Annotated in this window: 18 protein-coding genes; 4 read left to right on the top strand and 14 right to left on the bottom strand. The window is 38.3% G+C overall.

Annotation, left to right across the window (positions count from 1 at the left end):
• Nucleotides 1-161: 161 nt before the first annotated feature.
• The 3 genes from cshA to MOQ65_RS09305 all read right to left on the bottom strand — a co-directional run bounded on the left by cshA (nucleotide 162) and on the right by MOQ65_RS09305 (nucleotide 3,313).
• Nucleotides 162-1,727, bottom strand: a complete 1,566-nt coding sequence (gene cshA / locus MOQ65_RS09315) for a degradosome RNA helicase CshA (protein ID WP_257847368.1) — start codon at nucleotides 1,725-1,727, stop codon at nucleotides 162-164.
• Nucleotides 1,728-2,469: 742 nt separating this feature from the next.
• Complete coding sequence (locus MOQ65_RS09310; protein ID WP_105094119.1) at nucleotides 2,470-2,862, bottom strand: hypothetical protein; 393 nt, start codon at nucleotides 2,860-2,862, stop codon at nucleotides 2,470-2,472.
• A gap of 55 nt (nucleotides 2,863-2,917) precedes the next feature.
• On the bottom strand, nucleotides 2,918-3,313 hold the full coding sequence (locus MOQ65_RS09305) for a hypothetical protein (protein WP_257847367.1): 396 nt from the start codon (nucleotides 3,311-3,313) through the stop codon (nucleotides 2,918-2,920).
• 287 nt (nucleotides 3,314-3,600) lie between these two features.
• Here MOQ65_RS09305 and MOQ65_RS09300 point away from each other — a divergent pair, with 287 nt between their 5' ends.
• A complete protein-coding gene (locus MOQ65_RS09300; RefSeq protein ID WP_257847366.1) occupies nucleotides 3,601-4,176 on the top strand; it encodes a hypothetical protein in 576 nt (191 codons plus the stop codon).
• An 84-nt stretch (nucleotides 4,177-4,260) separates the two neighbouring features.
• On the opposite strand, the gene MOQ65_RS09295 is transcribed toward MOQ65_RS09300, so the two are convergent.
• From MOQ65_RS09295 to recQ, 8 genes are all read right to left on the bottom strand, one after another.
• Nucleotides 4,261-5,328, bottom strand: coding sequence for a hypothetical protein (locus MOQ65_RS09295; protein ID WP_257847365.1), 1,068 nt, complete (start codon nucleotides 5,326-5,328; stop codon nucleotides 4,261-4,263).
• 55 nt (nucleotides 5,329-5,383) lie between these two features.
• Nucleotides 5,384-6,337, bottom strand: a complete 954-nt coding sequence (locus MOQ65_RS09290) for a hypothetical protein (protein ID WP_213467159.1) — start codon at nucleotides 6,335-6,337, stop codon at nucleotides 5,384-5,386.
• A gap of 65 nt (nucleotides 6,338-6,402) precedes the next feature.
• The gene (locus MOQ65_RS09285) at nucleotides 6,403-6,795 is read right to left on the bottom strand and encodes a hypothetical protein (RefSeq protein WP_213467160.1); all 393 of its coding nucleotides are present in this window, start codon (nucleotides 6,793-6,795) and stop codon (nucleotides 6,403-6,405) included.
• A 157-nt stretch (nucleotides 6,796-6,952) separates the two neighbouring features.
• Entirely contained in the window at nucleotides 6,953-8,437 is a 1,485-nt protein-coding gene (locus MOQ65_RS09280) for an aldehyde dehydrogenase family protein (RefSeq protein ID WP_257847364.1), read from the bottom strand.
• Nucleotides 8,438-8,675: 238 nt separating this feature from the next.
• A complete protein-coding gene (locus tag MOQ65_RS09275) occupies nucleotides 8,676-10,955 on the bottom strand; it encodes a Tex family protein (RefSeq protein WP_257847363.1) in 2,280 nt (759 codons plus the stop codon).
• A complete protein-coding gene (locus MOQ65_RS09270) occupies nucleotides 10,952-11,446 on the bottom strand; it encodes a dihydrofolate reductase (protein ID WP_105084867.1) in 495 nt (164 codons plus the stop codon). Before MOQ65_RS09270 ends, MOQ65_RS09275 begins: the two co-directional genes overlap by 4 nt.
• Before the next feature lie 77 nt (nucleotides 11,447-11,523).
• On the bottom strand, nucleotides 11,524-12,315 hold the full coding sequence (locus tag MOQ65_RS09265; RefSeq protein WP_195186648.1) for a thymidylate synthase: 792 nt from the start codon (nucleotides 12,313-12,315) through the stop codon (nucleotides 11,524-11,526).
• 115 nt (nucleotides 12,316-12,430) lie between these two features.
• Nucleotides 12,431-14,296, bottom strand: a complete 1,866-nt coding sequence (gene recQ / locus MOQ65_RS09260; RefSeq protein ID WP_257847362.1) for a DNA helicase RecQ — start codon at nucleotides 14,294-14,296, stop codon at nucleotides 12,431-12,433.
• A 253-nt stretch (nucleotides 14,297-14,549) separates the two neighbouring features.
• Between recQ and putP the strand changes: the two genes are divergently transcribed.
• On the top strand, nucleotides 14,550-16,037 hold the full coding sequence (gene putP / locus MOQ65_RS09255) for a sodium/proline symporter PutP (RefSeq protein WP_257847361.1): 1,488 nt from the start codon (nucleotides 14,550-14,552) through the stop codon (nucleotides 16,035-16,037).
• 74 nt (nucleotides 16,038-16,111) lie between these two features.
• On the opposite strand, the gene MOQ65_RS09250 is transcribed toward putP, so the two are convergent.
• The 3 genes from MOQ65_RS09250 to nifJ all read right to left on the bottom strand — a co-directional run bounded on the left by MOQ65_RS09250 (nucleotide 16,112) and on the right by nifJ (nucleotide 22,914).
• Nucleotides 16,112-17,140, bottom strand: a complete 1,029-nt coding sequence (locus MOQ65_RS09250) for a helix-turn-helix transcriptional regulator (RefSeq protein ID WP_060924517.1) — start codon at nucleotides 17,138-17,140, stop codon at nucleotides 16,112-16,114.
• 349 nt (nucleotides 17,141-17,489) lie between these two features.
• On the bottom strand, nucleotides 17,490-19,106 hold the full coding sequence (locus tag MOQ65_RS09245; RefSeq protein ID WP_257847360.1) for a methyltransferase regulatory domain-containing protein: 1,617 nt from the start codon (nucleotides 19,104-19,106) through the stop codon (nucleotides 17,490-17,492).
• Nucleotides 19,107-19,377: 271 nt separating this feature from the next.
• Nucleotides 19,378-22,914, bottom strand: coding sequence for a pyruvate:ferredoxin (flavodoxin) oxidoreductase (gene nifJ, locus MOQ65_RS09240; protein ID WP_257847359.1), 3,537 nt, complete (start codon nucleotides 22,912-22,914; stop codon nucleotides 19,378-19,380).
• A 385-nt stretch (nucleotides 22,915-23,299) separates the two neighbouring features.
• On the opposite strand from nifJ, the gene MOQ65_RS09235 reads away from it, so the two are divergent.
• Both MOQ65_RS09235 and MOQ65_RS09230 read left to right on the top strand, forming a co-directional pair.
• Nucleotides 23,300-24,223 (top strand): LysR family transcriptional regulator, encoded by a 924-nt coding sequence (locus tag MOQ65_RS09235; protein ID WP_155087082.1) that lies wholly within the window; start codon nucleotides 23,300-23,302, stop codon nucleotides 24,221-24,223.
• Nucleotides 24,223-24,642: a hypothetical protein gene (locus tag MOQ65_RS09230; RefSeq protein WP_257847358.1), complete on the top strand. Its 420-nt coding sequence runs from the start codon at nucleotides 24,223-24,225 to the stop codon at nucleotides 24,640-24,642. Before MOQ65_RS09235 ends, MOQ65_RS09230 begins: the two co-directional genes overlap by 1 nt.
• Nucleotides 24,643-24,799: the final 157 nt, after the last annotated feature.

The following is a 24,799-nucleotide window of genomic DNA, read 5'->3' as shown; positions in this document are numbered from 1 at the left end:
TGAAATGTTGTGGTTGCCAGACCAACTTCATTCTATCACTAGGAGGTTCTTTCCTTTTCTCTAAGAATTTTTTATCGACCCCCAGTTTAACTGGGGGTTTAGTCATGCCTATTCGGCGTACAATAAAAAATGTGGATTGCTCGAAAGCAATCCACATTCTATTAGTCTTTAAAGTAAGGCTTGAAACCTTCACCTTGATGACGAGGTTTTCTGTCACCACGTGGACGATCAGATCTACGATCATCTCTGCGGCGGTCATCACGACGTTCACCTCTGCGGTCATCGCGACTGCGACGAGGACGATCATCACGACGACGATCTCCGTCACGGCGGCGATCACCATCTCTACGACGGTCACTACGGCGGCGGTCACTACGACCACCTTCACGACGACGGCGTACACGCAATGGTTTTTCTTCTGTAATATTTACAGGAGTTGTATCTGGTTCTTTTGTTAACAATTTAAGAGCTGCTGCCAAAAGTGTTACGGAATCTGTATCATTCAACAATTCCTCCGCACTAGATTTGAATGGTGCTAATGCTTCTAAATTATCTGTCATTTCAACGAGACTTTCAATTGCCAAACGTTGTTGACCTTCAAGAACTTCACCTAAGGAAGGTGCACGGCGGCGTGCGATTTTACGTTTTGTTAAACGCTCGATAGCATGTAAATGCTCCATTTCACGAGGGATAACGAACGTGAAAGCTTGACCAGCTTTACCGGCACGGCCTGTACGACCTACGCGGTGTGTGTAGCTTTCAGGATCTTGAGGCATATCATAGTTATATACGTGAGATACGCCAGAAATGTCAAGACCGCGAGCTGCCACATCAGTAGCCACGAGAATATCGATGGTACCTTCGCGGAATTGACGAATTACGCTGTCCCGTTTTTGTTGAGACAAATCGCCATGAATACCTTCCGCCATGTAACCACGTTTTTTAAGACCTTCAGTTACTTCATCAACACGACGTTTTGTACGTGTGAAGATAATAGCAAGTTCAGGTGTTTGAATATCGAACAAGCGGCAAAGAACATCGAATTTTTGACGGTCTTGCACTTCGATATAATATTGTTCAATTAAGTCCATCGTAACTTGAGTCGGTTTCATACGAATCAATGTTGGCTCTGTCAAATATGTTTCAGCTAATTGTTGGATAGCTTTAGGCATAGTTGCGGAGAACAACAATGTTTGATGGTCTTCTGGGATAGCACCCAAGATTTTATTGATATCATCAACAAAGCCCATGTTTAACATTTCGTCGGCTTCGTCCAATACCACAACTTTCACATGGTCAAAGTGGATAGAACCACGATCCATATGGTCCATCAATCGGCCTGGAGTGGCAACGATGATTTGTGGATTTTTTTTCAAGGCACGGAACTGACGATTAATATCTTGACCACCATAGATAGGTAGTGCTGTGATATTCGTGTATTGAGCCATTTTGTTAAGCTCTTCAGCTACTTGGATAGCTAATTCTCGTGTAGGGGATAAAATAACTACTTGAACGTGACGCTCATTCCCGTCTACGCGTTCCAATACAGGCAAGCCAAATGCTGCTGTCTTACCAGTACCTGTTTGAGCTTGACCGATCATGTCTTTACCGCTCATGGCTACTGGGATAGCTTCCTGTTGAATTGGCGTAGGCTCTTCAAAGCCCATATCGTTTAACGCTCTTAGAACAGGTTCGCTAATCATTAATTGTTCAAATTTTTCTAACATCTAAATGTGTTTCCTCCTATCGCGCACGAATTATGCGCGTTAGAATAGTATATCATATTTCAAAGGTGAACGCTATAAAAGTAATTACAAGTCAAAACTAAATGTTCTTTCTTCTCTCTCTTAACTGTTCTATTAAAACGATTCCACCTGACACACAAAGGAAAACAAGGTATGATAAATGAATAGGCATATACAAACATTCAACAAGAACAACCCATAGAAGTAATAGTAATTTAGAAATCCATTTCGTTATTATTCGATCAGCTATCATAAATATAGATAAATTGATAATTATTTTAATGATTATCGCAGCGATTATAACGATTGATGTAAATTCTTCTCTATAATCTGTCAGTTCATATAAGGGATATAATAAATAACTTAACACAACGCTAAGTATTATTAAGAACCAAATATTTATGCCCTTAAAAAATTTACATTGTCTATAATAGAAAACTCCAACCAAAAGAAAGAGTAAAATGCTAAGCAATATGCCTATAACTAATAGATAATCTAAATGAATCATGGTTTATACTCTCCTTTAATCATTTTCACCAGTCTCTTTTACAATACACTCTTAAATGTTCTTAATTATAGCATACGGCAGCTCCACACTTATTAGATACTGATCTTCTATATTATGCACAAAAAAGGCACCTCGAAGGAGGTGTCTTCTTATTATGGTTTATTGAAGAATTCTATATTATTAGTCTAAGATAATAAAACAATATATATTTTTTATTTAGAATAATACCTTCCTAAACGCATAGATGCAAACAGTAATAAACATCAGCATCGAAAATACGGCAATGAGTCCACGATTGTAATATATGCTATCTCTTTTTTGAAAATATCCTGTGCACAGTGTAACAAGTGTAAAAATAGTCCAAACACTTCCATAACTCACAATTACTGTATAATCTCTATCAATTATAATTTTAAGAATCAGTAGAGCTAAACTTATAAGAGAAATAATAGACAAATATTTTGTTAAACTACCAAAAACTCTATGTTTTTTTATGTATTCATACTCTTCATTAATTGAAGTCTTACGAATTTCAAGTTTATATAAGGCTATTCCCGATATGATAGATGCAAAAACAAACGTACTACCTAATATTGTTAACCTACTCATCTTTTACCTCATTTTTCATCGACGATACTTTTCTTGTATTCAATCTTTCTCTTTACTACTTAAAGAATATATCTTTAAACGCATAAGCAGAGCCTACAACACCGAATAATATTGAAACAATAGCAATAATCCCACGTTTATAATATAAACTGTCTCTCTTTTGAAAAAATCCTGTACACATTATCAAAAGCACGAAAATACCCCAAGCAACACCATATCTCGCAATAAATAAATAATCTTTATCAATTAAAAATTTACAATTTAATAGGACTACAATTATAATTGCAATTATTGTTAAATACTTGGTTAAATTACCAAAAGCTCTATGTTTTTTGATGTATTCATACTCTTCATCAATGACACGTTTACTAAGCTCAAGTTTATATAACCCTATACATAACGATATAGATGTGAAAATCCAAAAATATCCTAACATTTCAAGTTTTTTCATTTTTTACCAGTCTCTTTTACAATACACTTTTAGATGTTCTTTATTATAGCATACGGCAGATTCACACTTATAAGATACTGATTTCCTATATTATGCACAAAAAAGGCACCTCATTGTTATAGTTTATTGGAGACTTGTATGGTATTAATCAACTATATAAGTAAAAATATGTTTTAGGTATAATATAATTAAAAGAACGTACTTCAAAATACCGCCAATAATTAAGCAATGCCTGTTAAGCAATTACGATTTAATGAACTTTCTAAAATAGTATAAAAGGAATACCAATGAAACCATTTACTCTTAAAAGATTTATATTACTACCGTTGATTGTACTATCCCTCATACTAACAACGGGTTGTCATCTTCTATCACATTATAGTGAAGATGAGGTACAACAATATATAAACAAGGATTATCCTAATCTAACATATCAGTTGGAGGCACAAAGAAACAATACATGGCAAGTCACCTTTGACAAGTATCCACAAATGCCCATTGAAATATCTGAAGTCATGCACACCTCTGCACCTGTTGTACCACAAGTTGATCGAATACTGACAACCAACATTCCGCTGATAACAGCATTTCCATTAATGAAAAACTATCTAACGGCAGAGGAGTTATCCTATGCCACATATGATACATCTTCTTTGTATATTGAAATACCTATCCCCTATTCGGCCATACAAAACCAAGATGTAACAAACTTTTATAATCGCATGGATCAATTCTGCAAAGAATATGCTAAAACATATCCAGATTTCAAAAAAGAGATATTTATTAGGATTATCATAAAACCTGCTGATGGTTCTGATTCGCCTGAAGAATATAGAAGAGTATTCCGTTTATCCCACTATTAATAAAACAGGTGCCTCCTATGAGGCACCTGTTTCATTTATGAAACGATATTGCCATTTGATATTCTAGAATTATTATATGTGACATCATTTCACACTATCATCAACAATTCTTATAATCCTCCTAAAGAAATCATATCCACCATTTATATAATCGCCCATTCCTACTCCCCTATCTTGAAAATATGGTGAAATAGGAAGATAGCCCCACACAACACCTAATCCTCCGCATAAATTGCGGCCACCATCTCCACCTTTATAGGAAAACACATCATCATATACAATTTCTCTACAATACGGATCGTCACCTATAACAAGGCCAAAAAAGTTTTCTTTTTCTAACGTATAATCTCCATCATTATCCATCCATTCCATATGCTTTAAATTCATAGAGAAATCTATATTGTTTCCCCATGGAAAGATATTTCTACACCCCTTGCCAGCTAAATACTCCCACTCTCTTTGTGTAGGCAGAGAATATCTATTATCTTTTATATCCTGTAAAAGTTTCTTAAATGTTGTTTCTTCATAAAGTTTGCCACACCAATTGCTATCATCTGTTTTATATAAACAAACCGTGTTGTGCACCATCACTTCAGAAACACCTTTTTCCTCGGCTTTTTTTATCATCTGTTGCCACTCTTTATTTTGTCTGAGTGTCTCATCTGAAATAGGTATCCAACAAGTTTCACTATACTCTTTTTGTACCAATAATGGATGGATCACAAACTCATCTTCTTGAGTAAAATTATGTTTAAAATACGTTTCTATGTTGGATAGTACCTCTTCATCTTCTAGTGTTTCGCTAATCTTAGTTTGAACATCGTCTTCACTAAAGATTTCCTCTTCATATCCCTCGACAAATGGATAGGCAAGCTCCGCTAAATTTTCATCATTAAAAATATCCTGAAATGGTTTATTTTTAAAATCAAACCCTAACGTAACAGTATCTCCAGGAACAAATACAAATTCTATACCATCATGTGAACGATATACCGCTGTATATGTGGATTTTCCAAAGGCAGTAAATTCTTTAAAGCATATTAATTCTAAATTATATATTTTTCCAATCTTATTTAATAATTCCATTCTATCGCTAGTAGATAACAAATCATATTGAGGATTATACAATTTTTTGATGGGAATAGGATTCATTAATTTGATACTCCTTATTTTATCTAGTACAAATATTCTTCACTATGCATTTACTCTATTTACTTAAGTATTGCCTTAGGGTTTGATTTTCTAATGGCCCTAATTGTAGCGCCTTCCTATTTTTAATCGCATTAATAGCTAATGCTTCAAAGGTATCTTTATCAAAATCAGAAAAGTCATTAAAGGAATTAAACACTATAAATTGTTGATTCAATAAGTTAGGTAATACCTTTAAGTCTTTCGTTCTTACTGTATCTAGCTCATTTCGTGCATAAGATTCATATCTCTCATCACCTGAATTATTCTTGCTAAACCGCCCTATATCAAGATTATTAGAATAATAGCTATATATAGCTTTCTGAGAGAAATCAATTTTAGTCAATTTCCCAAATTCAAAATTATAATAAGCATTATTTCTTAAAATATGCTCACTCCCATACCTACCAATAATAGTCCCTGTAGAAAGATCAACTATATCATTATGCTTAACCATATCTTCCTTTCTATATGATACATAGAAAGGTAGCTTTATAGTATATCCAGCGTATGGACCTGTATATCGTTTCTCACTATCATAAAAGATCTCATGCCATATATCTCTATCACTTTCATCAAGACTAGAAATATTAGGATATAACTCATCAAGACTCATATTAAAGTCTGTTTTTTTAGCATCTATTCGAGGAATGAAAGTATTATATTTATTAAGATCTTTATTCCAAGCATCTAATAAACTTACATTTTCATCAAAAATACCAATACCGTCTAACGTTATGTAATAAAGTTTATTATCTACCTCATGAACAGCAACTACATTATCAGCAATCTTATGTTCTTCATCGTCATAAAATAATGCACTATTATAAAATTCAGTTAAATGAATGGAGCTATTTTTAAAATCACTACTACCAGCTAACAATAAAATTACTATTACCATTAAAGTAATATAAATTAATAATATGGCAGCAACAACACACCCAATCCATTTCAATACTCTCTTTGAATTCATAGGCACCCTCTCAAAACAATATCTATATTGATATTACCTAATAGTTTTCTATTTTTGATTTACTACTAAAAAAATACATCACGAAATGCATACATATATACAGCAATAAATATCAATATCGACAATATAGCAATAAGCCCCCGTTTAAAATATACACTATTTTTCTTTTGGAAAAATCCTGTACAGATTGTGAGAAGGCCCATAACAACCCATCCACCCCCATAAGTCATAATGAATTCATAATCTTTATAAATTATAAACCTAAGATCTATTAAAACTATACTTATAATACTGATTATAGTTAGATACTTTGTTAAGTTACCAAAAATTCTATGTTTTTTTATATATTCATAGTCTTCGTCAATGATATGCTTACTTATTTCAAGTTTATAAAGTATTACACCCAACACTATAGATACAATAATGAACTCTATACCTAATATATCTAATTTACGCATTGTCTCTCCAGTCTCTTTTACAATACACTCTTAGTTGGTCTTAATTATAGCATACAGTATACATCCATATTTAAGAAACTACCCTAAAATTAAACGTAAAAAAGGCACCTCTTACGAGGTGCCTCATTGTTATAGTTTATAGGAGAGTTGTATTTTATTAATCTAAATCGTAGAAACCAGATGGTTTATCGCTCAAGTTAATAATGATATTTTTCATTTGAGTGTAGTGTTCAAGGATAACTTTGTGAGTTTCACGGCCAATACCAGATTGTTTGTAACCACCAAATGGTGCGCCTGCTGGGATGGAGTTATATGTGTTAACCCACATACGACCTGTTTCGATTGCTCGAGCTACGCGGATTGCACGGTTGAGGTTTTGTGTGAATACACCGCCGCCAAGACCGTATAAGCTGTCATTAGCTTGTTCGATCACTTCTTCTTCGCTGTGGAATTTGATAACAACAGCTACAGGGCCGAAGATTTCTTCACGAGCTACGCGCATATCGTTTGTAGCATCTACGATAAGTGTAGGTCTAATGAAGCAACCTTTACCAAGTTCGCCGTCAGTAACGCGTACACCACCAGCTGCAACGCGAGCGCCTTCTTCTTTAGCAATTTCTACATAGCTAAGTACTTTCTCAACTTGTGCTTCGTAAATCAAAGAACCAAGTTGTGTAGATTCTTCCCAAGGTAAACCAACTTTTACTTTATCAAATAAAGCGGAAAGTTCAGCTACGAATTTATCATAAATTGTATCTTGTACGAAGATACGGGAACCTGCGCAGCATACTTGACCTTGGTTGAAGAGTATACCGAGCATTGCCCCATCAAGAGCTTGTTTCCAGTTTGCATCTTCAAAGAAGATATTCGCAGATTTACCACCTAATTCCAATGTAGCTGGAATCAAGCGTTCAGATGCTGCTTTATATACATCAAGACCTACTTCTGTAGAGCCTGTGAAAGCAAGTTTACTGAAGCCAGGATGATCAAGGATATATTGACCAGATTTAGAGCCTTTACCAGTTACGATGTTTACAACACCTGGAGGCAAGATGTCTTTCAAAATATCGCCTAATACTAAAAGGCTAAGGGATGTATGGCTAGAAGGTTTAATAACAACTGTACAACCTGCTGCAAGAGCTGGTGCCAATTTCCAAGCAGCCATTAGGAATGGGAAGTTCCAAGGTACGACCTGACCTACAACGCCAATCGGTTCACGAACGATGAGGCTCAAAGTATTTTCATCAAATACTTGTGCAGAGCCTTCTTCGGAACGAAGTACACCAGCGAAGTAACGGAAATGGTCAGCACCAAGTGGAATATCTACGTTCAAAGTTTCACGGATTGGTTTACCATTGTCATATGTTTCAACTTGTGCCAAGTACTCTTTATGAGCATCAATAGCGTCAGCAATTTTTAACAAGTAATCAGCACGCTCTATTTGAGATACTGTTTTCCAAGTTTTAAAAGCTTCTGTTGCAGCGTCTACTGCTTTATCAACATCGTCTTTCGTAGCCTCTGCACAGATAGCGAGTTGTTCGCCATTAGCAGGGTTATATACATTAAATTCAGCGCCGTCAGATGCGGCTACCCATTCATTATTAATTAAAAGTCCATATCTTTCTTTAAGGTTCAAGCTCATAGCATTACCTCCTATGTAGGAATATAGATTGAGGAAGATTTCCTCTGTGATTTCATCATACGCTTTATATCTAAATATTTCAATCAGATATATCATTTTCGATATATCTGTTCTGCATTATTATACATAGTTTTAAGTTATATAGAAAAACCGCACCCTCAAAATCCATAGAGAGTGCGGTTTTATGTACGATGACTTTTAGTCAAGTGTATTTCTCAATAATATAATTCAATTGATACTAATTGTTTTGTCGACCACCATTGTTACGGTTATTGTTACGGTTATTATTACGATCGTTGTTTCGACGTTGTCCGTTGTTATTTCTATTACGGTTGCCATCGTTATTCTTTGGTTTTTCTGGTTGTAATGCTTTTACAGATAAACCGATACGATTACGTTTTACATCAACAGAAATAATTTGAGCTTCAATAATATCGCCTACAGCAAGCACATCAGATGGATGTTGACGGCTGTTACAAAGTTCACTGCGATGTAAAAGACCATTAGTTTTAAGACCAAAGTCTACGAAGGCACCAAAGTCAACTACGTTGTGAACAGTACCTTTTACCACAGTACCAACCTTGATATCTTCAAGGCTTACTACATGTTTTCTAGTAAGTGGTGCTGGCAAATCTTCACGAGGGTCACGACCTGGTTTTGCTAAAGCCCCTAAGATATCTCGTACAGTCGGTACACCCGCATCAAGTTTAGCGGCCATTTTTCCGGCATCAACAAGTGGTAATTTCACTTGTAGCGCTTCCAGTTGTGCTTTGTCTTGCAAATCTTTTAAGGTAAAACCTAATTCACCAATAATACGTTCTGCCAATTCATAAGACTCAGGATGGACAGATGTATTATCTAGTGGATTTTTACCGTGTTGCAAGCGAAGGAAACCCGCACATTGCGTGAACGCCGCAGGACCTAAGCGAGGTACTTTCAACAATTCTTTACGGCTTTTAAATACACCATTCTCTTGACGATATGCAACGATATTTTTAGCTACTGTACTAGAAATACCTGCAATATGTTGCAAAATAGCTGGAGATGCAGTATTGAGCTCTACCCCAACGTGGTTTACTACGGTTTCAACCACTTGATCTAAAGTATGAGTCAATTGTTTTTGATTTACATCATGTTGATATTGACCTACACCGATAGATTTAGGATCAATTTTAACGGATTCAGCCAATGGATCTTGCACGCGGCGTGCAATGGATACAGCACCGCGTATGGTTACGTCTAAATCTGGTAATTCATCGATAGCCAATTTAGAAGCAGAATATACAGATGCACCAGCTTCATTGGTGATGATGTAGTGACAATCTAATTTTTCCTCTTCAATCATGGTGGAAGCAAATTGCTCTGTTTCATAGGATGCAGTACCATTACCAATAGATAAGAGAGTAACTTTGAACTTACGGATTTTATCAGCCAATACCTTTTGCGCTTCTTTGCGAAGCTTTTCACTATTCGTTAAATAGTAGGCACCGTAATCTAGTACATTACCTTGTTGATCGATGATGGCCATCTTACAACCTGTACGGTAACCAGGGTCAAGACCCATGATAACGTGGCCTGCCAAAGGTGGCTGCAATAATAGGTTCTTAAGGTTTACACCGAATACCTTGATAGCTTGCTCATCCGCATTTTCCGTCAACTCATTGCGTATATCACGCTCTAGAGCAGGGAAAATTAGACGTTTGTACGCATCGGCTACTGCAGCTGCTTTATAGTCTGTGAAGATGGATTTTGGATTTTTCTCTAACTTTTGCACCATATAAGCAACATATGTATCACCTGGTACTGTAAGGGCTAATTTCAAAGCCCCTAATTTTTCACCGCGATTAACCGCCAAGATACGGTGAGATGGCATTTGACGAACCGGTTCAGCATATTCTGCATATTGCAAGAACTGTTGTTGCACCTCTTCATCACCAGTCAACTCAGCTTGAATAAAGCCTTCGTTCCACATCTTTTTGCGCAAGTAAGCACGGAAGTCTGCACTATCACTAACGATTTCCGCTACGATATCAGACGCACCTTGAATAGCATCCTCTGGTGTGGGCACCTCTTCCGTTACAAAGTCTTTAGCAATCTCTAAAGGATCACCAGCGGTAACCGTATCGTTAAGGATCATGTCCGCCAACGGCTCTAGGCCTCGTTCACGGGCAATCATAGCACGTGTGCGTTTCTTAGGACGGTATGGTAAATACAAATCCTCTAACTCTTGAAGCTTTGTTGCGGCTTCTAAGGATTTCATCAACTCGTCGGTCATCTTTTCTTGCTCTGTAATAGATGCAATGATTTCTTGGCGACGTGTTTCCAAATTGCGCAGATATTTAATGCGTTCTTCAATGGTGCGCAATTGCTCATCTTGCAATTCGCCTGTTACCTCTTTACGATAACGTGCAATAAATGGCACCGTATTGCCTTCGTCCAATAATTCTACGGCAGCTTGCACCTGCTTTGGCTTAACATTTAATTCACTGCCAATAATGGCAAACATTCTTTCACTCATTTAGATGCCTTTCTGCGATAGGTTACAAAACGATGAGGATATTTGTTCTTTTCATCCACCACGCCGTCTACTACGGAATCAATGGTGAAAGCCTCCTCTGGAAACTCTGGGAAAAATGCATCCCCTTCAAATTCGTGGTCTACTTCTGTAATGTACATCGTATCCACGTAAGGCAAGAAAGCCTCATATACTTGAGCACCGCCGAGGACATAGGCCGCATCAAGAGCACGTGCTGCTTCTGCAGCCGCCTCAGGACTATGGAATATCTTAACCCCTTCTGGCGCATCAAAGCCCTTATCACGAGTAATCACCCAGTGCTCACGATTTGGCAATAAGAACGGCAAACTTTCAAAGGTCTTACGGCCCATAATGATGACATGACCTGTCGTTTTTTCTTTAAAGAATTTCAAATCATTCGGCAAGTGCCAAATCAAGGTATTATCTTTACCAATCACACGATTATGTGCTACGGCTACGATTAATGCTAACATACTGGCCTCTTTCAATTACTACTATACGGCAACAGTCATAAATGGAATACTATTTAGCAATGGTCATGAATACACTGCTATACAGCAACAGTCATGGATAATTTACCTAAATGTTCATACCCATCTAATGTAACGTCCTCTGGTGTGAAATCATAAAAGTCTTTCACCTCAGGGTTTACAACAATCTTAGGTGCTGGCAACGCTTGATCGCGACGTGCTAACTGCTCGCGCAATGCTTCTACATGGTTTTCATAGACATGAGCATTGTTGATAACATGAGTAAATTTACCAGGTTTAAGACCTGTTACTTGGGCAATCATGCATTGTAATGCTGCATATTGAGCGGTATTGAATGGAACGCCAAGGCCCATATCGCCACTGCGTTGGATGAGCATGCAGTTCAAGTGTCCATCAGCTACATCCCATAATGTTTCATACGCACATGGTTGCAATGCCATATCATCTAAATCTTCAATATTCCACAATGTAACAATCATACGACGGCTATCAGGATCTTCCTTAATAGTCTTGATGAGATTATCAAGTTGTTTATACTTTGCAATTTGGTAACCATAGGCCTTACCAATGGTACCATCTTCACGCATCCACTCATCCCATACACGCACGTTCATTTCTTGCAATTTGCGTACATCGTTGGACTGCATTTGCCAAATCCACAACAATTCTTTTACTGCCGTTTTGAAAGCGACAAACTTTGTAGTTAAAATTGGGAATTCCTCTTGCAAGTCAAATTGCATAATTTGATGTGGCAATTTATAAGTTGCAACACCGGTACGGTTTTGACCATACGTGCCATGTTCTAAAATATTTTCAATAATACCGAGGTATTGTGTATCTGCTAGACTCATATGTCCCCCTAAATCTATGTATAATACGTCGAATAATACTAACCTTATATCTCACAATATATAGTACTATCATACTAAAAAATACATAGTACTACCATATATACAGTAAAATTTATTATCCCTTATATTCTGCAATGGCCTGTAAAAAACTGAGGCCATATTTTTTCAATTTTGCTTCCCCTACACCCTTAACATTGCCAAACTCACCTAATGTAGTGGGTCGTAAATTGGCTAGGTCAATAAGCACTGTATCGGGGAAGATAAGATATGGTCGAAGCCCTGCCTTTTCGGCTAAGCGCTTGCGATGTTGTCGTAAATGTTCAAATAAACCACCTGCCCCAGAACTAGATTTTCCTCGTGATGTAGTAGACGTAGACCGACTAGTTCTAGATGGTACAGACACATGTTGCCTGATTTCCTCCACCTCTTTATGCCCACCGAGGACCTCCTCAGCGCCAGCCGTCAAAGATAGCACAGGATACTTACCTGAAGAACTACGCAAATAACCAGAAGCTACAAATTGTTGAATGAGCCCTTTAATAGATTTCTCGTCTACATTACTTAGTAAACCAAATACAGGGAGTGCATCGTGGCCTGCTCGCATAATACGGTCAGTTCGCTCACCGCGCACGATAGAGGTAATCATAGAAGCACCATAGCGCTCATCAGTGCCCATAATAGCACGGAAGATAGCCTTCGCCTCTTTTGTTACATTTACCTTATCACCGGATCCTTTACAGGAACTACAATTGTCACATGTGGTCCAGACGGTGCTTTCACCAAAATAGTTAAGCATATATTTACGTAAACAATTACTGCAGAAACAGTAATCAATCATAGACTGTAACTTGCGGAGCTCCACCTCTTGTCGCTCAGGCGTCTCGATGGACTGTTCAATCAAGTACTTATGAACCTGTACATCCTGCCCACTGTAGAGCAAGATACATTCTGCAGGTGCTCCATCGCGACCTGCACGGCCCGCCTCTTGATAGTAGGACTCCATATTGCGCGGCATTTGGTAGTGCAGCACATAGCGCACATTACTCTTATCTATGCCCATCCCAAAGGCATTAGTAGCCACCATAACCTGCAGTTTATCGTCTGCATAAGCATTTTGCATCTCACGGCGTACTTCATCGCTGAGCCCCCCATGATAATGGCCCACCTTAATGCCTGCACGGGTTAGATTTTCATACACTCGATCTACATCCTTGCGCGTAGCACAATAGATAATACCATTTTCGTTAGCATGTTGGCGCACATAGTGAACCACATAATCCATGCGCTTTGGTGTACGGATGACAGAGAAGGATAAATTAGGCCGATCAAAGCCCGTTACATACACATTTGCCTTATCTAAACCTAATAGTTTCTTGATATCATTTTCTACATATTTCGTCGCCGTCGCTGTGAAAGCCCCTACAATAGGTCTTTTAGGCAGTGAGTTGAGCCACTCACCGATGAGGCGATAGGACGGTCTAAAGTCATGGCCCCACTCAGAGATACAATGAGCCTCATCCACAATGACTTGAGCAATAGGCAACGCTCGCAGCACATTACAGAAGAAATTAGAAGCTAGTCGCTCCGGCGCAATATATAAGAGTTTGATCTTACCACTACGCACTTCGTACATCGTTTTATTAAACTCCGCTTGCGTAAGGGTACTATTGATAAGCGCCGCTGGTATATTCTGTACTAATAGACCATCTACTTGGTCTTTCATAAGAGAAATGAGCGGCGAAAACACGATAGTAAGCCCCGCCTTGCAGAGTGCAGGTATCTGAAAACAGATAGACTTACCAGCCCCCGTCGGCATGATACCAATTACATCTTCATTGCGTAATAAGGAGGCAATGGGAGCCTCTTGAGCCGGTCTAAAGGAGGTATACCCAAAGTAAGTTTCTAGCATGCGTAGTGCTTGTTGTTTTGTCACAACTGGTTGTTTTAGATTTTCTTGTTTTCTTGTCCCCTGTTGATCCATGAGTACCTCCTTTCACGTGTCATTTTTCCATTCTATTATTTTATCATATTTCGAGTATTTTCGGTTTATTAGTATATACGATTTATAGGTTAACCGTCTAATGCCCAAGATGAAAGTATATGCTTAAAATTCGTATAGAAATCAATACAATCTCACCAAATTTTTACACTCTAAAGTACTAATATATGGTACAATAGGAATTATTTATAATACTATAGAATAGAACTGCAACCTAAGGAGGTCTTATATAGGCATGACACAAGACAACTTAATGATTATCATCGCCTTTGCCTTATACCTAGGACTCATGATGTATATCGGGGTCTACTATTACAGGAAATCTAACAGCATTGGTGATTACATTCTCGGTGGCCGACAACTAGGACCATGGATCACAGCACTTAGTGCGGAAGCATCAGATATGAGTGGTTGGATGCTCATGGGTGTGCCTGGCCTAGCGTATACTACAGGGATTTCTGGTGTATGGATTGCCGTAGGTCTCACATTAGGCACATGGGCAAACTGGAAGTTTGTTTCTAGACGCTTGCGTAACCATACTGAGGTAGCTAGTGACAGTTTAACTTTACCGGACTATTTGAAAAATCGTTTCCACGATCAATCTCATTCGGTAGCCGTTATCTCCGCCCTATTTATCCTGATTTTCTTCTTGATTTATACATCATCAGGGTTCGTAGCAGGTGGCAAACTGTTCAACACCATCTTTGGTCTTGATTACACCGTATCTCTATTTATTACAGCGGGTATCGTCGTATTCTACACATTCCTCGGCGGCTTCCTCGCCGTATCTTGGACAGATTGTATCCAAGGGGCATTGATGTTCTTCGCTATCTTAGCGGTACCAATTACAGCTGCCATGTTTATGGGTGGTCCTATTGAAACATTCCAACTCATTCAACACGAGTTTCCTCAAGGACTTAGCCTATTCGGTGATCCATCTGATTGGTTCACTTGGATTATTGGCTTGATTTCTTCTCTTGGTTGGGGGCTTGGCTACTTCGGTCAACCTCATATCCTCGTAAGATTCATGGCTATCTCTGATGCTAAAGAGCTTAAGAAATCTACAAACATCGCCATGGTTTGGGTTATCTTATCCCTTATGGCGGCCATTGCAGTTGGCCTCATCGGTCACGTATATATGCTGCCAGATAAATTGGTAGGCACTGATGCAGAAACTGTATTCCTCATCATGACAGAGCGTCTCTTTACACCATTTGTAGCAGGTCTCATCTGGTCTGCAGTACTCGCAGCTATCATGAGTACCGCATCTGCCCAGTTATTAGTAACAGCCTCTGCCATTTCTAATGACTTCTATGCGAATATCATTCATCCTAAAGCGAGTGATAAGGAGCTAGTACTAGTAAGTCGTATCGTAGTACTACTAGTTGCATTAATAGCCATCTATATGGCAATGGATCCAGATAGCTACATCTTAACCATGGTTGCTTATGCTTGGGCAGGTTTTGGTGCTGCCTTTGGTCCAGCGATCTTGTTCTCCTTATTCTGGAAACGTATGACACGTCATGGCTGTATCGCAGGTATCGTAGTTGGTGGTTTTACCGTACTCATTTGGAAACAATTTGGATTCCTCGGCCTTTACGAAATCGTGCCAGGCTTCATCTTCTCTTCCATCGCTATCTATGTAGTGAGTATCATGGGTAAATTACCTCCTCGTCCAGTTCTTAAGGACTATCGCGAAGCAGAAAAAATGCATGTTCTATAAATTAGAAATCGGACGTTTAAAATAGCATACATAAAAATAGAGCTAGTTGATTCAACGATCAACTAGCTCTTTTATTATGAGTATTGTTCTAAGCCTTCCTTAATAGCTTCTTTCACTTCTGCTACCAAGGATGCTGGTGAAAGTACTTTCACACTTTGCATATATTGAAGTGCCCAATACTTAAAGGCATCATGATTTACACGTACACGACATACAACATCATCAGATGTGACGTTGGTGAATTCCACATTGCCATCGAACCAATCTAAAATTTGGTTTACAATAGACCGCTTTGCCTTAAAACTTACGGTAACGGATTCACCGCCGAACATGTAAATATGTTCTTTTACATATTGTGATACATTAAAGGTGCGTTGTTGGTTATAGCCCTTTATCTCCCGTAAAGGTTTTCTACGTTCGCTCAGCACCGTAATATGTGCAATTCGATCGACACGCAATGTAGACATGTCATCATAATTTTCATGGTTCCCAACTAGGTAATAGTGTCCCCGATTCATAACTAGTTGGAATGGATTGAATACATACTTTCGCTCCTTATTATCTGGACCGAGATTGATATGTAATCGTTTATCCACGTCAGGTTGGCAATAAGCCAAGGAAATTTTTCTCCCCTTTTGTATTGCTTCCTCTATGAGATCAATGTTAAGGAATAAGTCCTGACTTCTATGAAGGTAACCCGTAGCACTTTCAATATCAATACCATGGGGCTTGAAATGAGAGCTACCCAATTTAGCAACACGACTAATTAAATCCTTACGTTGAGATGCGGTAATATGACGAGACGCCAAAATACCGTCAATTAATAATCTCAATTCCGAATCTTCAAAGGTATGAATCATATAAAAATCAGTACGGCGAATAGTACCATCTGCTCCTACGGCAGACTCTTCACATTGAATACCAAAATCACCAGATTCATATAAATCATTTAAATGACGGCCTAAGGTCTTCCGATCGACGGATACCTCGTACCGCTCGGCTAATATACTGCGAATCTCCTCTTGAGATAAAGTATGATTAGCATCCGTTTCACTTTTCAGGATTTCTAGTATATATACTAGAACGGCCTTCTTAGATGCCATAAAAGACTCCTTTTACAAATAATACAATAAAAACAACATTGTAACTAATACAATTTATAATATCATCCACAACACATCGGATGATGTTCACAAAAATACCCATACATAGTATACCACACTTTTCATATATGGTTCATTTATTTCTCATTAATTTTATCGATTTACTATACTTTTTTGGCAATATTAAATAACTAAATGTAATAATTATTAAAAAAGATTAAATTAAATTATATAAAACAAAAACCCATTACTACTTAATACACATAAATGTTATAAGTGTAATGGGTTTTATGTTTATTCTGAAGATTATATGAATCACTAAAATATTATCTTAGAAATTTTAAAAGAATTACGAAAGACCATTGTTTTTCTTACTTCTAATAAAGCCTAATTGCTCCATACGCTTCGTCAATTCATTATAGAATGCTTCTGCCATGGCATTTTGGTGTTTACCAGTTTGGGCCTTATCAGCGCTAAAGAGAGAATCTTTAATCTTCTTAATCATCGTAGACTTGGCTTTAGGCTTATTCAATAATTCCATGAACAATAAATCTTCTTCAGAAATATCACCAATAGCGTCATTAAACATATTTGCACCATAAATATATTCACTACCACCATCAGCAATAGCTTTTACAAAGTTTGTAAAACGAGCTGGTACATAGGATAAGCCCTCCATATATTCCTGTTTATCAGGGAATGTTTTATAGAATCGAATACCACCGCGTACCATATGTTCAACGATAGCTTTATATAAACTACATACAGCTGGTTCTAAGTCATCTTCAGATGCATTAGCAGTATCATGAGCAGCTTTTAAAATGGCAAGGGCTTCGATCATATTGAAAGTACCACCATCTTTAATGAGCGCTTTGAATGTATCTCGTACAAGCTCATTTTCAAACATTTCTAATGCTTCTTCATCAAAGAGAATTTGGAATACAAAACTATTTACGATAGACCGTACAGGTACTGTATTCACCTTATCAGGATTAGCTACATCATAGCTAATATCCTTTGCAGCACTTTCTTTACAAATAATAGACTTGCGGAATGTTGTATCAAGCATAAAGTCTAAATATTGTTCTTGATCCGCTTGGCTGTTAGGAGCCAATTTTTCAAGTTTATCGGCGATGCTGTCATCATAGGTACGAACCATAGATAATGTTAAATCTGCATCACACACATATGTAAGATTGTGAGCTTTTAAATGATCATTAAATTGATAGAAGTAACATGGATCATTATGAGGTTCTAAATGGTCATGACCTACATAATAATCATCCTTTTGCATAACGGAACGCAAGGCACCTAAGAATTTACTATTACGCTCTTTAAGGTTATCATAATTAAGAATTTGAGCACCTACTAGACTACCTACAGTTTTACCACGTAATACCTTTTCCTTATGAGTCAACTCATCATAACCACGATTAGCAAATAGCATAAGTTGACGAACCTCTTCCATCGTATGCCAACCTGGGTATGTATTATAGGATACATATGCAATGCCATTATCAGCCAAATGATGGGATATAATATCAAGCAACTTATCCTTCATTTCATCGCTAATCCAAGAGTAAAAACCATGGGCAATAATGTAATCAAAGTTTCCTAAGGATTCATCAAAGTTCAAAATATCCCCTTGCAATAGAGATACATTATCTAACTTGGCATCACTAATAATTTTGTTACCCTTCTCTACTTGATCTTGGGAAAGCTCAATACCTACAAATGTTGCTTCTGGATTATGCACAGCTTGAGAAATAATATTTCCCCCATACGTAGCACCTAATTCAAGTACACGTGCTGTTTTAGCCGTTGGTGGCTTAAGACCTACAAGTGTACCATATGCTTCCAAATAGGCAGGTGTAGTAAAAGGAAATGGATAGGATTTATAGCCTAACTCTTTATATATTGTTTGTTGCATATCATCTGTTGCGATCTGTTGATTATCCTTAGCCATAAGCACCTCTATATTTACTATTAAAGTTATCAAATCATATGTCAGTACAATATACCTAATAGTATATGCACAACTATTTAATATTATACCAAATTCCTAGTATATTACCTATTGTAAAAGCATTAGTAATTCAGGAACTACCTATTCAAGAAATGGCCATATTATTTTAAGATACAGTCAAATATACTCATAATATAATAAATATATTATATACAAAAGAGGCACCCTCGAAAGGGTGCCTCTTATTAGTTCTTAGTCGTTAAATAACGAATTATTTTACGTCTTCGAAACCTTTTTGTAAGCGAACATAGCTTAAGCGACGATCTTTAGCGTCTTGTTCAGTTTTAGCGAACAATTCTTCTGCAACATCTGGAGCTGCTTTAGCCAAGGAAGCGTAACGAACTTCACCTTTAAGGAAGTCTTGGAAGTTTTCAGTTGGTTCTTTGGAATCCAAGGAGAATGGATTTTTACCTTCTTCTTTAAGTTGAGGATTGTATCTGTAAAGATCCCAGTAACCAGCTGCAACTGCTTTACGTTGTTCTTCTTGAGCTTTACCCATACCAGCTTTGATACCATGGTTGATACATGGGCTGTAAGCGATGATCAAGGAAGGACCTGGATATGCTTCAGCTTCTGCAACAGCTTTCATCAATTGGTTTTTATCTGCACCCATAGCTACTTGTGCTACGTATACATAACCATAAGACATAGCCATCATGCCAAGGTCTTTTTTCTTAGTACGTTTACCAGAAGCTGCGAATTGAGCAACTGCTGCGATATTAGTGGATTTGGAAGCTTGACCACCAGTGTTGGAGTATACTTCAGTATCGAATACGAAGATGTTGATGTCTTCGCCAGAAGCTAATACATGGTCAACACCGCCGAAGCCGATATCGTATGCCCAGCCGTCACCACCGAAGATCCAGTGGGAACGTTTGATCAAGAATTGTTTTTTCTCAAGAATTTCTTTCAATTCTGGAGTTGTAGCACCTTCAGCTTCGATAGCTGCTACTAAACGTTCGGAACGTTGACGAGTTGCTGCACCAAGGTTAGCGAATTCGATCCATTGTTCCAAAGCTTCTTTCAATTCGCCTGTAGCAGTTTCTACAGCTTTAGCAGCTAATTCTACTAATTGTTGACGAATTTTCTTAACGCCGATATACATACCATAACCATACTCAGCATTGTCTTCGAACAAGGAGTTTGCCCAAGAAGGACCTTGACCTTGTTGGTTAGTAGTGTATGGAGATGCAGGCATGGAAGCACCCCAAATGGAGGAACAACCAGTTGCATTGGCAATCATCATGCGGTCGCCGAACAATTGAGTTAACAATTTAGCGTAAGGAGTTTCACCACAACCTGCGCAAGCACCGGAGAACTCGAACAATGGTTGTTCGAATTGGGAACCTTTAACAGTTTCCTTCTTCATAGGGTTTTCTTTTACAGGAAGGTTAACACCGTAGTTCCATGCTTCAGCTTGTTCGATTTCGGAATCGATGGAAGTCATTACGATAGCTTTGCCTTTAGGAGCTGGACAGATATCAACACAGTTACCGCAACCCAAGCAATCTAATGGGGATACTGCGATACGGAATTGAAGGTCTTTAGCGCCCAATGCAGGGATTGTATCGAAATGTTCTGGAGCTGCAGCCACTTCTGCTTCAGTTGCCAAGATTGGACGAATTGTAGCATGTGGACATACGAAGGAACATTGGTTACATTGGATACAGTTTTCAGGTAACCATTTTGGAACGAACAATGCAGGACCGCGTTTTTCGAATTTAGCAGTACCAGCAGGTAATGTACCATCTTCGTAACCAGCGAATGTGGATACAGGAAGATCATAACCAGCTTGTGCATTGATTGGTTGTGCAATGTTTTGAACGAAGGATGGGCAAGATTCGCAACCAGGTTTAACTGCGTGGCCGCCTTCATCAACAGCGTTTTTCCAGTCAGCAGGAACATCTACTTTTACCAAAGCGTTAACGCCTTGATCGATAGCAGCGTTGTTCATGTCAACGATATTTTGACCTTTTTTACCGTAAGAAGTTACTACGGATTCTTTAAGGTATTTAACAGCGTCATCTACAGGGATGATTTCAGTCAATTTGAAGAACGCAGCTTGAGTTACCATGTTGATACGGCCGCCCAAACCGATTTCGGAAGCGATTTTCGCAGCGTTGATAATGTAGAAGTTCAATTCTTTTTCTGCGATTTGACGACGTAATTTAGCTGGTAAATGTTCGTTCAATTCTTCAGGAGACCAAGTACAGTTCAATAAGAATGTACCGCCTTTTTTGATACCGCGGATCAAGTCGTATTCATGTACGTAGGATTGACGGTGACATGCTACGAATTGAGGTTCAGTTACCAAGTAAGGCAAGTTGATTGGATTTTTACCAAAACGAAGGTGAGACATTGTTACGCCACCAGATTTTTTGGAGTCGTAATCGAAGTATGCTTGAGCATACATGTCAGTGTGGTCACCGATGATTTTGATAGCGGATTTGTTCGCACCTACAGTACCGTCAGAACCGAAGCCCCAGAATTTACATTCAGTCAAACCAGGAGTTTCAACTTCTACGCCTTCAGCACGATCCAAGGACAAGAATGTAACATCATCATTGATACCCAATGTGAAGAATTTCTTGCCGTTTTCAGCAGCCAAGTTATCGAATACAGATACGATGTCTGCAGGGATAACGTCTTTGGAGCTCAAACCATAACGACCAGCGATAACTTTTACGTTACGGCCACCGTCGATTACAGCAGCTTGTACGTCCAAGAACAATGGTTCAGCCAAAGCGCCTGGTTCTTTAGTACGGTCAAGAACTGCAATGCGTTCTACTGTTTGAGGAAGAGCTTTCAACAAACGATCTGTTGCGAATGGACGGAACAAGTGAACGTTGATGAAACCAACTTTACGGCCCAATTTGTTTAAGTAGTCAACAGTGGATTGAACTACTTGAGCGGAGGAACCCATAGTTACGACTACGTCAGTTGCATCAGGAGCACCATGGTAGTTGAACAATTGGTAGTTAGTACCAGCCAATTTATTAATTTCGTTCATGTAATGTTCTACAACGTCAGGAACGTTCAAGTAGAATTTGTTGGATGCTTCGCGATGTTGGAAGTAAACATCAGGGTTTTCTGCAGTACCACGAGTTACAGGAGCATCTGGGTTCAAAGCATTTTTACGGAAAGCTTTAACAGCGTCCATATCTACTAATGGTTTCAAATCTTCATAGTCCCAGATTTCAATTTTTTGAATTTCATGGGATGTACGGAAACCGTCGAAGAAGTTGATGAATGGTACACGAGTTTTAATAGCTGTCAAGTGAGCTACAGCGGACAAGTCCATTACTTCTTGTACGGAGGATTCAGCAAGCATAGCACAGCCAGCTGCACGAGCAGCCATTACGTCTTGATGGTCACCGAAGATAGCCAAAGCGTGTGCAGCCAATGCACGAGCAGCTACTTGGAATACACCTGGAAGTAATTCGCCTGCTACTTTGTATAAGTTAGGAAGCATCAATAACAAACCTTGGGAAGATGTGAAAGTTGTTGTTAATGCACCAGCTTGTAAAGAACCGTGAGTTGCGGCAGCAGCACCTGCTTCAGATTGCATTTCTACAACTTGAACAGTGTTGCCGAAGATGTTTTTACGACCAGACGCAGCCCATTCGTCAATGTGTTCTGGCATTGGGGAAGATGGAGTGATTGGGTAAATCGCAGCAACTTCTGTAAAACCATAAGAAACGTGAGCAGCCGCTTGGTTGCCGTCCATAGTTTTAAATTTACGACTCATGTGATTATTGCCTCCTTAAGCATTTAGCAAAAATAGAACACTTGCTTAATCTATCATTATGTTTAGGAATAACAACCATTACAAACTTGCGCACATGAAAAAATAATGCAATAATATATATGTTATATATAATATGGCATTATGTGTGAACATACTTTTGTATTGGGCACAACCATAATTCCTAATATCATAACTTGATATAGCCCTATATGCACATTATAACGTGCTGGGCCCTATCAACGCAACACATACAGTGACTGTCGCTTTGCCAATATTGCTATCCATGCTTTACATAAAGTAATAGCTAATTGCGTTATAGTAATAACTATTCTCATTTAGTATAGGTCACTTCCCATAACCAGATTTTATTTTTAGGGGGTTAATTATGGATTTTCATCATTTGAAATACTTCGTTGAAGTAGCTGATCAAAAAAGCTTTAGTAAAGCTGCGCGGAATTTGCACATCTCCCAATCCGCTATCAGCCGTACTATTAAAGCTTTAGAAGACGAACTTGGTGTTGTTCTCTTCATGCGTAATGCTAAATCTGTAGAACTTACTGATGGGGGTACCATCTTCTTAACCCACGCAAAACGCGTAGTATTCATGTTTGAACATCTAAAAACTGATTTTGAAAACGAGTTTCGTTTGGAACAAGGTTCCATTAGAATTGGTATTCCACCAATTACCGATGCACCTATCTTCGCTCAGCTTTTAGGGGAGTTCAAAAAAGTATATCCACAAATTGAATTAGAACTTTATGAACAAGGTTCTAAAAAAGTTGAGATTAGTGTTCAAGAAGGCTTGATTGATATTGGTATCATTTGTACGAAACCAAATCCAAAAGAATTTGAGTCCTTCTACCTTACTAGTGATCCGCTTTCCGTTATCGTTCCAAAATCTAGCCCTCTTGCGAAAGAAAAAGAAATTCGTTTAGAAATGCTAGCTGATGAGTCTTTCGTATTGCACAAAGATGACTTTAATTTGCATGACGAAATCATCAAAGCTTGTAAACATACAGGTTTTCAACCTCATATCGTATTTGAAACAAGCCAACGTGATCTCATGTTGCAAACAGTTAGTGCAGACCTTGCCATCGCATTATTACCGTCTCGCCTCTGCCCTGAGGCAGGTGAAAATACAGAGGTTGGTTCCAAGGTCGTTGTACGTCCACTTGTACCAGAAATCATTCATACACTTTATGTTATTTGGAAAAAAGGTCATTACCTCTCCCACGCTTCTCGCTTGTGGTTAGACTTTGTAAATTCCAAATTACCATTACCTGGATTACAACTCGAGGATCGACAATAATGAACAAACCATCTGGGCTCGCATCTAAATTGCGGGCCCTTTTGAAAGCTAAAGAAACACCCATGTGGGGCGTTATTATCGTGCTGGTCATTGTTATAATCTTCCAGCAAATACAAATTTCAGAACTACAATGGCGTGTCGATGAAGACCACGATGGTTCTTCCGTTGATAGTGTAGCTGGTCGCCTTTACATCCTAGAAGGGATGGCTAATAAACATAGCGACCAACTGGATGGTATCTTTAAAGACATTCGCCAATTACAAAACGACGGTGCCAAGTACGACTGGGAATTGAAACAACTACAATGGTTGCACCCAGAACTCAAAGTACGGCCACCAGAAGCAAATCCACACCAATTCAAATCGACGGATCTTAACCTCGATATGAACCCTGGGAAAGTGCCGGATGTAACAAAATAATAAAAGCCAGATACGGTAAATACATACTTAAAAGGGGTTATAGGACAAAACGTGTTGGTTTTATAGGCGATGGAGCCAGTAAATTACTGGCTCCATCGCTATTTTAAGTTCTTTTGATAAACTTAGAGGGTGGACAAAATGTGTTGGTAAAAAGTCC

The sequence above is a fragment of the Veillonella faecalis genome, assembly GCF_024677885.1.
Lineage (GTDB): Bacteria > Bacillota > Negativicutes > Veillonellales > Veillonellaceae > Veillonella > Veillonella nakazawae.
The sequence above is the reverse complement of the archived record's forward strand: the minus strand, read 5'-3'. Positions and strand labels throughout refer to the sequence as shown.